Raw genomic sequence first — 10,676 nt, 5'->3', positions numbered from 1 at the left:
CTGATGCATCCGTTCCCGCATTTCGCTCATTCCCACAGTTTAGGCTGTTTGCCTATTTTCAGGACACACCCTTGCGCGCAGGGGCCATTGACCTGAGGTCATTTCGGCGCTAACATAAAGAGCTACGCTTACTGTGCAAGCACTGGGAAAAATGAAACACCGACCTTTACAAAACATCAACCTCGCGCAGCTCATGCGCGAGGGCGGCAGCACCAGCGCCAGGGACGAGATCCAGGATTACATTGCCCTGCATGACGAGCGCATACCCCTGCAAGGAAAAGCGCTCTGGAAGGCAACGGTCACCAGGATAGAGGGTGAGGGGGGGCTAGAGTTCTGGCTTTCGGGTGAGATTGCCGGCAACGCCATCATGGAATGCCGTCGCTGCCTGACCCCTACCCCCACCCCTGTACGGGCCCATTTTCAGTATTTGCTCCGCTACCAGTTGGGCCTGCAGCACCCTGAGGCCATCGAGGAAGACGAAGAAGAAATCCTGCTTTTTGGTCATCCCGACCTCGACTTAGAGCCAATCCTGAGCGAAGCCTTTGCCCTCGAGCTGCCCTACACCACCCTCTGCAAAGAAGACTGCAAGGGCCTGTGTCCGGTCTGTGGGGCCAACCTCAACGAAGTGGACTGCGGTCACCTGCCTCAAACCCAGACCAAGCTGGCCGCCGAGCTTTCTAGGTTGCTGGGCGAGATTAAAGACTGATGCTCACGCTGTAACGAGAGCGCAGACCCAGGCGCGCAACCGCTGGCAGGGCTGCCCGCACTGCGCCGGAGAAACCAGCCTCAATCCACCACATGGGCAGCCTGGCCTTAGTGTTAGGCTGGTCTTATGTCGGCCATTGCCTTAGACCGCTGGCTCCAGCACCTCGTAAAGCACCTGCCCGTAGCCAAGGAGGGCCGCGACCCCGAAGGCGTTCACCAGGTACGGGTGGCCATACGGCGGCTGCGGGTGTGGCTGCGGCTGGCCGGAATGCGGGTACTCGAGGACGACCTGGCCTGGCTGGTGCGTGCAGCGGGTGAGGTGCGCGACCTGGAGGTGTTGTTGCAGCACCCCGACCTGCCCAAAGCCTTCCGAAACTGGGCCGCATCCAGACTGGAACAGGCTCGAGCCGCCTTCGCACCGCTGCTGGATAGCCCTCGGCTGGCCGGGCTGCTTCAGGCCCTCTCCAACCTGCCCCCGCTGGACGAAGCATCGGCCCAGAACCGGCTAAAACGCTTTGTTCATCAAGCCGAGCGCAAGGCTGAAGAATGGCGCAATCATGACAGCATCGAAAGCCTGCATGCCTTGCGCCGGGCCCTGCGCCGCCTGCGCTACGCCAGGGAGTGGCTGGGGCTGGACAGCCAGGCCGTGAAGGCCCTCCAGGAGATTTTCGGGCAGGTCGGCGACCTAAGCTTTACCTTGAGGTACTTGGCCGCCTTTGAGGCCGAAGGGGGCAAGGTGCCTGCAGCCTACAAGCGGCAGCTCGAGGCCCAGTTGACCGAAGCCCTCGAGGCAGCCCAAGCAGCCTGGCACACACACCAGGCTGACCTGGGATGATGGCGGTACCCAGTTTGGATTACACGCCATACAGCGCAATTAGAGCGCTCTGCACAGACGTGCCCTTCCCCCCGGGAGGCAGCCGTGCTGTGCAGGACACAGCAATTCAAGTTGTGAGCGGCTCAATGATTATGAAGAGTACCCCAACCCGCACATTCGCGGGCGTCCGCCTCAGGCAGGTTCACAAAGTTCAAATTGCGACCTTGGCGGCCATTGCTCCACAGTACGGCAGACAGGCAGCAAAACTGCCACAAAAAAACCGGAGGAAAGCCCTCCGGCCAGGCTTAACAGGTATTACTTTTTGCGGGGACGGTATTTACCGTGGGAACCACGGAAGATTTTTCCACGACGGGTACGACGGTCACCTTTGCCCATGCTATACTCCTAGGCTTTAGCTCCGCTAAGAAGCTGGTTTACCTTGCTCATCAAGCGGGACTTACGCCGGCTGGCTGCGTTCTTGTGCAGGGTAGAGCCTTTGGCGGCCTTGTCAATCAGGCTTTCGGCATAGCGCATGACCCGCACCGCTTCGCCCGCATTGCCTTCTTTGGCCAGAGTCACCGCTTTCTTGCTGATGGTCTTGATGGCCGACATCTTGGACTTGTTGCGGGCACGACGCTTGAGCGACTGCCGGTGGCGCTTGATGGCCGAGGGGTTACGTGCTGTCTTTTTCTGTGCCATAGTTCTCCAATATTGCCAAATTGGGGGCTGCGGAGTTCGCACCAATGGCGAAAAAGCAGCCTCGAGGCAAACCGCTCACAAGTCTAGCATAAGGCCAGCCCCCATGCCTAGACCCTCAAAACTCGTTGCGGGCCGCAACCCAGTCCATACGCACCTGGCCGCGCGCATCCTTGAAGCGGAAATAAACATCGTACAGGTTGGCATCGGCAGGGTAGCGAATTTCATCCGAAAAGCGGCCCTGGTAACGCTTAATCAGGCCAGGGCTGCTCTGGCCCGCACGGCGAATCTCCACTTCAAAGCTCCCTTGGCGCAACTCGCCACTTACCATAACTTTTACAAAAGCCCGAATGCCCGTCACGCGTACCTGGTTGCGGGTCTCGCCGGTGTAGTTCCAGTAGTAGACCGGGGTAAAAGGGGCATAACCCACCGCCAGGCCATAGCGCTCAGCATAAAAGTACACACCACCTGCAATCAGAGCCAGAAATAGAAGCGTTCGCACAGTTCAAGTATAAGACAAGTCTGGATTTGCCTTGCCCAAAATTCCCAGAAGCGTGACGACTCCCCATTCTGAAGAACGGGGCTTCGCGGTTCTCACGGGGCTTCCAGTGCAGCGCCCATCCCCGCAGGCTCCGTCCGAGCCCAGAAAAACCTTGACTCCGTATCGGCAGGCGAGCGCAATGCTTCTGGCTCTGCCACGGGTGTTCGTTCGGAGTTTTACCCATCGGACTACCCGATGGAACCCCCTACTCCAAGTTTCAAGGTGCACGGGGAACGCTGTCCCCAAGGAGATGTTAGCACACATTTGCCGCCCACTATGCTATGTCCGCCTCCGGCGGACATGGGGGTCCATGTATCCTTGTCGCCTCGCCGTGGCGAGGCGAGAACCGAGGGATTATAGCCCCCACACCCCCTCTTCTCTAAAATACCCTGCTCAAATCGGTATACTTGGGAGCATGACAGCGGAGGAAGCATTCGGCTTACTGCGAATCGGGGCAGTGGAAATCATCCCCCAGGAAGACTTGCTCAAAAAACTGCAGTCGGGGAAAAAGCTGGTGGTCAAGCTGGGGCTCGACCCCACCCGGCCCGACATTCACTTTGGCCATGCGGTGGTGTTGCGCAAAATGCGGCAGTTTCAGGAACTCGGTCACAAGGTGGTCATCATCATTGGCGACTTCACCGCCATGATTGGCGACCCCTCAGGCCGCAGCAAAACCCGCCCGCCCCTTACCCTGGAGGAAACCCGGGCCAATGCCAAAAGCTACGTGGAACAGGTAGGCAAAATTCTCATCACCAACGACCCCTCGCGCTTCGAGCTGCGCTACAACTCGGAATGGTTGGAAAACCTGGGCTTCAAAGAGGTCATTAAGCTCACCTCACTGCTCACGGTAGCTCAGATGCTCGAGCGCGAGGACTTCAAAAAGCGTTACGCCGACGGGATTCCCATCTCGATTCACGAGTTCCTTTACCCCTTTGCCCAGGGGTACGACTCGGTGCCCATCGCCTGTGATGTGGAGATGGGCGGCACCGACCAGAAATTCAACCTGCTGGTCGGGCGCGAGGTGCAGCAGGCCTATGGCCTGGAAAAGCAGGTGGCCTTCATCATGCCGCTGCTGGTCGGAGGTGACGGGCAGAAGATGTCCAAAAGCTACGACAACTACATTGGCATCACCGAAGAGCCCAGCGACATCTTCCGTAAATTGATGAAGGTTGAAGACCAGTACCTGCAAACCTACTTTGAGCTCTGCACCGACCTGAACCCAGAAGAAATAAAAGAGCTGCTGGAGCAGGGCGGGCCTGTAGGGGCCCACCGGGTACTGGCTCGGTTGCTCACCGGGGCCTACGCCCAGCCGCTAATTCCCCCCCGCCTGGACAGGGCTTTCTATCAGTCGCTGGGGTATGCCTGGGATGCCCACGGACACGATCAGGAAGGCACCGCCCAGGTGGTGCAACATGCCGAAGCCCGCTACTACGAAATTGCCCACGGAGGCATCCCCGACGAGATGCCCGAAGTAGCGCTACCCCCCAGCGCACTGCACGAAGGCAGGATTGCCATCGTCAAGCTTTTTACCCTGGCCGGTCTGACCATTTCCAACGGCGAAGCGCGGCGTTTGATTGAACAAAAGGGTTTACGCCTGGATGGTAAGGTGCTCACCGACCCCAAACTGGAGGTTGCCCTCAACAAACCCATGGTGCTGCAACGCGGCAAGGATAAGTTTGTGCGGGTTGTACCGGGTTAGCCCTGCTCTAAGGGGCGAAAGGGAATCTCGTAGCCCGTTGCATAAATAACCCCGTTTTCCTCTTCCAGACGCAAGCGTGGCAGGGGAAAACGGGGCGGACCATACACGGCCTTACCCCCTTGCAGGGGCTCAAAGGCGCCAAAGTGACAGGGGCAGCCCATGAAGGGATGGTCGGTGCGGTAGTTGTAGGCAATGGAGCCCAGCTCGGGGTTGTCCACATAATTGACCACACAGCCCTGGTGGGTGCAGATGCGCGACAGGGCCAGGAAGTGGGCCTCCCCTACCGTCAGGCCCCCCACCACCGGTTCCGAAAGCCGAAACACCACCGCCTTGAGGGGGCTGCCGCCATACTGGTAGTCAAAGTATTTGAAGTGCCAGTGTGCCGCCAGTTCGTCCAGGGTAGCCGCCTGCACCCGTGGGCCCTCGCGCCAGACGGGTTCGGCCACCCCGGTTTTGGTGAAGTGGATGGAGTAGGTGCGCCAGGCCAGCCAGCCAAAAAAACCTGCCGTGATGGCGCTGGGAACAATCCACAGCAAATCTCGCCGATTAATGCGGCGTAGGTTTTGCGGATTGGGCTTGTTCATACGGGGTTATCTTATCGCACTCTTCACAGGCGTGGCCGCCCACCCGGGAGGCCACAGTGCTGTGCAGGACAAAACAGCAACTCTATCTTTGTAAAGAGCGCTCCAAACACCGTAGATCAGGCAGGGAGTAGTTCCAAGAGCCTACAATCCTCCCAGGTATTGCAGCAAAGCCTGCATCTCCTCGTCGCTCAGGGCAACCGCCGGCATCTGGCCCCGGCCCTTGAGGATAATCTCCCGTACCGCTTCTGGCACCTTGTTGATGGGGTTGCCCTGCAAGCGGGGGCCGGAACCCCCCTGGGCCTGGGCCCCGTGGCAGGCCGCGCACTTGCCCAGATACACCTGTTGTCCCCTGGAGGTGGCGTTTAGCTGGCTTTTGGCTGTTTGAATAAGGTTCTGCACCTGTGCTCTGGCTTCCCCGCCGGCCTTCAGATAGCCCTCCCAGGCCACAACGGCCTCGGCAGAACGGCCCAGTTGAAAATAAGCGTTGCCCAGAAACAACCAGCCCTCGGGCACATCGGGCTCGGCCCGCACCGCCAGCTCGAGGGCCTGCGCCCCCTCCTCGGGCCTTCCGCTCATAAACAGCAGGATGCCAATCCGACGTACGGCATTGGCGTTGCGGGGCTCGAGCTCGATCACCTTCAGATAGCCCTGCACCGCCCGCTCGAAATCCTGCAGGTCGTAGGCTTTGTTGGCATAGGCCAGCCAGTCGGCCACCTTTCCGCTTTGCTCGGCCCGGCGTTGTAGGTTGCCCAGTTCGCGGGCCTCGTTGCGGCTGGTAATGATGGTCTCGCCCGGCAGCCGCGGCACCGTGTAGGCCCAAAGACCCACCCCCAGGGCCACCAGGCTCAGGGTTATGGCCCCCAGCGTAACCGGGCTCAGGCGGCGCGGGATGGGGTTTTCCTGGCCCAGCTCGGCCAGCTGGCGCTCGAGCCGCACGGCCTGGGCCAGCAGGCATTTGCGCTCGTCGCCCTCAGCTTCCCGGGCCAGCGATTTGAGCACCTCGAGCTCGGCCCTGAGCTCCTGTGGGCGCGGGCTTTCGGGAAAGGGCTGGGCCTGGGTGCGCAGCGGCCCCAGGGCATAAACCAGAGCCAGCACAAACAACAAAGCAAGTAGAAGGTAGGCAATTATCATGGTTGTCGCTCAGGGGGTTGCAGCTCGGCCTCGAGCCGGGCGATTTCTTCGTCGGAAACATCAGCAACGGGCGCTTTGGCCTGGGCCCCGACCCGGGTCAGGTAGCGCCACAAACCAAAACCCAGCAGGCCCAGCCCCAAGAGCGGCGAAAGCCAGACCCAAAGGGTCAGGCCCCGGGCTGGGGGCTCGTATAGAATCCAGTCGCCATAGCGCTCAACAAAAAACGCCCGTATCTCGGCCTCCGACTTGCCCTGGGCCAGCTGCTCGGCAATGATGCGGCGCATCTCCACCGCAATGCCAGCGTTGGACTCCGCCGCCGACTCGCCCTGGCAAACCGGACAGCGCAGCTCGCGGGCAATCTCGAAAACCCTGGGAGAGAAGTCGGGGGGCGGGGTGTTGGGGGTAGGCTGGGCCAGCACAAAGGCCAGCAGCCAGCAGCCAATGACCAGCAAGGGCCCGATCACCGCGCTTTTACCCCAGGGCCTCATGGCAACACCTTCCTCAAGTAGTCCTGCAACTGGGCCTCGCTCAGCTCGCCGGTGTGGCGGTCCAGCACAATGCCGTTGCGGTCGATGACAAAGGTCTCGGGCACGCCGTAGTAACCATACTCGATGCCTATGCGCCCGCGCTCATCGTAAACACTGGGAAAGCTCAGCCCGTACTGCTGAATAAACTTAAGGGCCTCGCTTTCTTTGTCCTGTACGTTGACCCCCAAAAACAATACCTGGTCTTTGTAGCGCTGGTGGTAGCGCTCCAGCAGCGGGGCCTCGGTGCGGCAGGGAACGCACCAGCTGGCCCAGATGTTAAGGAAAACCGGCTTATTTAGGCCCTGCTTAATGCCCATTTCCGCCCCATACTGGGCCCGGTAAGGCTCGAGCAGCGGCAAGCTGAAGGTGGGCGCCGGCTTGCCCTTCAACACCGACTTAAGCTCGTTGGGATTGGGGCGCTGCATACCCCAGTAAAACAGCCCTCCCAGCAACAGCACCCAAATTGGCCAGAACCTAAGCACCACACACCTCTTGTGTTAACACTTGCATTAATCTCCTGCCGTGGGGGACATCTGTTGACTGGTTGCCCTGGCCCCACCAGGCCAGAGGATATACAGTGTCCCCAGAACAATAATCAAACCCGCCACCCACAGCCACCATACCATGGGCGTAACGATAATCTTGAGGGTAGCCCACTGCCCTTTTTCCTGGTCAAACTGCATCAAAACAAAGTAGTAGTCGTTGTAGAGCGAGTATTTGACCACCGGTGTGGCCAGTGGCGAGCCCATCTGCGGGTAGAAGTTGAGTCGGGTCTGATAACGCCCGTCCGCACCCCAGCCCTCCCGGCTGGTCGAACGCACCTCTATGGGCGCAATGGCAGCAAAGCGGTTGGGCTCTTCCCGAACCTCGAGGGGAAGCAGGCGAACCTCCAGGCCTCGAGTCTGCCAGGTCTCCCCTACCTGAAGGGTCTTTTGCTCGGTAACCCGGTAGGTCTGGCTAAAGGCAATGGTCAGCGCGACCAGGGCCACCCCAAAGTGCACGATGTGCGAGCCAAAACGGCGCTTGTGGCTACCCGCAAGTTCTACCAGGGCCTGCACCGGTGAGATGCCCAGTGCGTCAGCCCGCTCCCGCACCCCCTGGGCCACCATCAGCCAGATGGCGGTCAGGTTGTAGGCAAAAAGCCCTATTGCCAGCGAGACCCCTACGCTCAGGCCCAGCAGCAAGCCCAGCAGGGTTCCCACGCCCAGCGCGATGAGCATCGCCGTCAGGTTACGCAAAACCTGGGCGCTGGAGTTGCGCCAGGGCAAAACCGGGCCAATGCCCATCAAGAGCAGCATAAAGATACCCAGCGGGACCGAGACCTGGTTGAAGAAGGGCGCCCCTACCGAGACTTTGGCCCCACTCACAGCCTCCACCACCAGCGGCCACAACGTGCCCAGCACCACCACAAAAGCAAAGGTGCCAAAGAGCAAAGCACCGGCCAGCAAGGCCCCTTCGCGGCTGCTCCAGCGCAGCTCACCAGCCTCGCGTATCTCGGAAGAAACCCGGGCCAGCAAGCCCAGTCCCACGGCCATCACGCCCAGCAAGAACAGCAAGAACCAGGCCCCCACCGGCCCGCTGGCAAAAGCATGCACCGACTGAATGACCCCCGAACGGGTGAGGAAGGTGCCAAACACCGTAGCCGCAAAGGCCAGGGTAACGAAAGCAAAATTCCAGCCCTTGAAAAGGCCCTTGCGCTCTTGCACCTGGGCGGTGTGAAGGAAGGCCGTAGCCAGCAGCCAGGGGATGATGGAGGCGTTCTCGACTGGATCCCAGGCCCAGTAGCCCCCCCAGCCCAGAATCTCGTAGCTCCACCACTTTCCGGTGAAAATGGCAGCCGTCAGGAAGCCCCAGGCCACCAGCGTCCACCAGCGGGTCTCGAAAATCCAGCTCTGGTAGCGCCGGGCCACCATAGCAGCCACCGCGTAGGCAAAAGGCACCGACAGCCCCACAAAACCCAGGTACATCAAGACCGGGTGCACCGCCATCATCCAGTGGTTTTGCAGCAGGGGGTTGGTGCCCTGGCCGTCGGGAGGCGGATTGGGTACGGCATCGAAGGGGTGGGCCACAAAGACCATTACTGCAAAGAAAAAAACCTGTACAGCAAACAGCGTGCCCAGCGCCACCGGCGCCCGCCAGACATCCAGGCTATGGCCCGCCCGCAGGCTGACCAGCCAGGTGTAAGCCGTCTGGAGCATGGCCCACAGCAATATGGAGCCTTCCAGCGCAGCCCAGGGCGTGACCAGCTTGACCCACAGGGGGTTGCTGGCCGAGCTGTGGTTGGCCACATACGAGACGCTAAAGTCGTTGGTCAGGATGGCCCACTCGAGCGCCCCAAAACTAACCACTGCGGCCAGCAAACTAAGGGCCGAGAGGCGCTTGGCGGCCTCGAGGTAGCGCCCGTCCCGCAGGGTGTAGGCCAGGGTTGCCAGCACCAGGCCCAGCACCGACAGGATGAGGGCGGCAACAAGGGATACGCCACCCAAAAGTCCCGGTGTCAAGCAAACCTCCCGCCCATCACTGGGTCTCCTCGATGAGCTTGCGCACCTGCTCGGGCGTCCAGCCCTCCTTAGGGGCCTGGTAGGTTTCGGAGTGCTTCACCAGGAGATTCTGGCTTACAAAGGTTTCGCCTTCAAACCTGCCCTCCACCACCACGCCTCGGTTCTCACCAAAGAGGGCCGGAGGGGTTGTGCCTGAGGAGCGGATGGGAATCTCCTTGACCCCGTCGGTTACCACAAAGCGCAGCTCGAGGGTCTGGGGGTTGTAGGAAAGCGAGCCTTCCTTCACCAAGCCCCCCAGACGCACCGCACGGTTCTGGTAGCGCTCTGCTTGCTGAAAGTATTCGCTGGGGGTGATGAAGTAGACCAGGTTCTGGCCCAGGCCTCCAAAAATCAGGTAGGCCAGGGCTAGAGCCACCACCGCCAGTCCAACTATATATTTCGGTTTCATGTGCACCTCAGCGGTTCTTTTGGTAACGCCACAACAGGTAGCCCAGGTAGCCAAACACCAAAGCGTACACCAGGGTAAAAGTCCAGACCACAAAGGGGTTGGCCGGGTTCCACAGGGGGTTATCGGGCATCTCAGGCCTCCTCTTTGGCGGCTTCGCGGGCGGCAATAATGCCGCGCAGCCGCACCAGCCCAATAAACAGCAGGGTAAAAGCCGCCAGGTTGACCAGCATGGGAATCAGGATGGCCGCATCCACATTGATTTTCCCGGTGGTAAGGTCAATGGACTGGGTCTGGTGCAGGCTACGCCACCACCTGACCGACATGTAGCTGATGGGCACGTTAATGGAGCCCAGTATCGCCACCCCCGCGGCGGCCTTGGCCCGCAGCTCAGGGTCTTCGATGGCACCCCGCACCACCACATACCCCACATAGATGGCAAACAAAATGGCCGTGGTGGTCAGGCGGGGCTCCCAGTCCCAGTACACCCCCCAGGTGGGCCGGGCCCAGAGCATCCCGGTGAGCAGCGCCAGGGCCATGAAGATAAGGCCCACCTCCACCGCTGCCGCCGCCACACGGTCGTGGTGGGCCTGGCGCCGCACCAGATAGGCCACCGAGTAGCCCAGCGCGGCAAAACTGGCCAGATAGGCCATCCAGGCCATCGGGACGTGCAAGTGAAAGATTCGGGCCACATAGCCCTGGCTCTGGTCGGGGGGCGAACCCATGGCCATGACAAACCCCACCACCGCGCCCACCACACCCAGGCCCAGGATGCCCAGGGTCAGGCCATCCAGGCGGTTGGTTTGATTGGAGTGTGTTAGCTGCATTCGAGTCCTCTCCTCTATCTTCATATGTATTCTGACCTGAAACAGATTAAGTTGCGTAAACCACGTTACATCTATCCGGTCTAAGGGCATTCGTGGGTTGTTCCAGATTGCCCTCCGAGGCCACCTTGTAGCGCACTTTACCTCTGGTAACTCAAGTTGCCACCTAGACATTCCGAGCTAGAAAGCAAAAACTAAGGCCACTATGA

Annotated in this window: 14 protein-coding genes; 3 read left to right on the top strand and 11 right to left on the bottom strand. The window is 60.3% G+C overall.

The features are described from left to right. The first annotated feature begins 151 nt into the window (after nt 1-151). Both ABWU19_RS13135 and ABWU19_RS13130 read left to right on the top strand, forming a co-directional pair. Entirely contained in the window at nt 152-706 is a 555-nt protein-coding gene (locus ABWU19_RS13135; RefSeq protein ID WP_435902119.1) for a DUF177 domain-containing protein, read from the top strand. A 126-nt stretch (nt 707-832) separates the two neighbouring features. Further along, nucleotides 833-1,540: a CHAD domain-containing protein gene (locus ABWU19_RS13130; protein WP_435902118.1), complete on the top strand. Its 708-nt coding sequence runs from the start codon at nt 833-835 to the stop codon at nt 1,538-1,540. A gap of 294 nt (nt 1,541-1,834) precedes the next feature. On the opposite strand, the gene ABWU19_RS13125 is transcribed toward ABWU19_RS13130, so the two are convergent. The 3 genes from ABWU19_RS13125 to ABWU19_RS13115 form a co-directional block, all read right to left on the bottom strand. After that, the gene (locus ABWU19_RS13125) at nt 1,835-1,915 is read right to left on the bottom strand and encodes a 30S ribosomal protein THX (protein WP_084495969.1); all 81 of its coding nucleotides are present in this window, start codon (nt 1,913-1,915) and stop codon (nt 1,835-1,837) included. 9 nt (nt 1,916-1,924) lie between these two features. Then, complete coding sequence (gene rpsT, locus ABWU19_RS13120; protein WP_435902117.1) at nt 1,925-2,218, bottom strand: 30S ribosomal protein S20; 294 nt, start codon at nt 2,216-2,218, stop codon at nt 1,925-1,927. A 115-nt stretch (nt 2,219-2,333) separates the two neighbouring features. Next, nucleotides 2,334-2,717 carry a hypothetical protein gene (locus ABWU19_RS13115; protein ID WP_435902116.1) on the bottom strand — a complete coding sequence of 128 codons (384 nt, stop codon included), beginning with the start codon at nt 2,715-2,717 and terminating at the stop codon, nt 2,334-2,336. 454 nt (nt 2,718-3,171) lie between these two features. Here ABWU19_RS13115 and tyrS point away from each other — a divergent pair, with 454 nt between their 5' ends. Further along, a complete protein-coding gene (gene tyrS, locus ABWU19_RS13110; RefSeq protein ID WP_435902115.1) occupies nt 3,172-4,455 on the top strand; it encodes a tyrosine--tRNA ligase in 1,284 nt (427 codons plus the stop codon). On the opposite strand, the gene ABWU19_RS13105 is transcribed toward tyrS, so the two are convergent. From ABWU19_RS13105 to ccsA, 8 genes are all read right to left on the bottom strand, one after another. After that, nucleotides 4,452-5,039 carry a Rieske 2Fe-2S domain-containing protein gene (locus ABWU19_RS13105; RefSeq protein WP_435902114.1) on the bottom strand — a complete coding sequence of 196 codons (588 nt, stop codon included), beginning with the start codon at nt 5,037-5,039 and terminating at the stop codon, nt 4,452-4,454. The two genes, tyrS and ABWU19_RS13105, sit on opposite strands and share 4 nt — an antisense overlap. A 141-nt stretch (nt 5,040-5,180) precedes the next feature. Further along, the gene (locus tag ABWU19_RS13100) at nt 5,181-6,170 is read right to left on the bottom strand and encodes a c-type cytochrome (RefSeq protein WP_435902113.1); all 990 of its coding nucleotides are present in this window, start codon (nt 6,168-6,170) and stop codon (nt 5,181-5,183) included. Then, nucleotides 6,167-6,658 (bottom strand): cytochrome c-type biogenesis protein, encoded by a 492-nt coding sequence (locus tag ABWU19_RS13095; RefSeq protein ID WP_435902112.1) that lies wholly within the window; start codon nt 6,656-6,658, stop codon nt 6,167-6,169. Before ABWU19_RS13095 ends, ABWU19_RS13100 begins: the two co-directional genes overlap by 4 nt. Continuing rightward, a complete protein-coding gene (locus ABWU19_RS13090; protein WP_435902120.1) occupies nt 6,655-7,122 on the bottom strand; it encodes a TlpA family protein disulfide reductase in 468 nt (155 codons plus the stop codon). Before ABWU19_RS13090 ends, ABWU19_RS13095 begins: the two co-directional genes overlap by 4 nt. An 84-nt stretch (nt 7,123-7,206) precedes the next feature. Further along, nucleotides 7,207-9,198 carry a heme lyase CcmF/NrfE family subunit gene (locus tag ABWU19_RS13085; RefSeq protein ID WP_435902111.1) on the bottom strand — a complete coding sequence of 664 codons (1,992 nt, stop codon included), beginning with the start codon at nt 9,196-9,198 and terminating at the stop codon, nt 7,207-7,209. Between the two features lie 16 nt (nt 9,199-9,214). Then, nucleotides 9,215-9,646: a cytochrome c maturation protein CcmE gene (ccmE, locus tag ABWU19_RS13080; RefSeq protein WP_435902110.1), complete on the bottom strand. Its 432-nt coding sequence runs from the start codon at nt 9,644-9,646 to the stop codon at nt 9,215-9,217. Nucleotides 9,647-9,653: 7 nt separating this feature from the next. Then, entirely contained in the window at nt 9,654-9,776 is a 123-nt protein-coding gene (locus ABWU19_RS13075) for a hypothetical protein (protein ID WP_314134220.1), read from the bottom strand. A 1-nt stretch (nt 9,777) separates the two neighbouring features. Next, complete coding sequence (gene ccsA, locus ABWU19_RS13070) at nt 9,778-10,470, bottom strand: cytochrome c biogenesis protein CcsA (RefSeq protein ID WP_435902109.1); 693 nt, start codon at nt 10,468-10,470, stop codon at nt 9,778-9,780. Between the last annotated feature and the right edge of the window lie 206 nt (nt 10,471-10,676).

This window comes from Meiothermus cerbereus, from assembly GCF_051297115.1.
GTDB classification, from domain to species: domain Bacteria; phylum Deinococcota; class Deinococci; order Deinococcales; family Thermaceae; genus Meiothermus; species Meiothermus cerbereus_A.
Note: the sequence above shows the minus strand (reverse complement) of the source record. Positions and strands in the feature narration are given on the sequence as shown.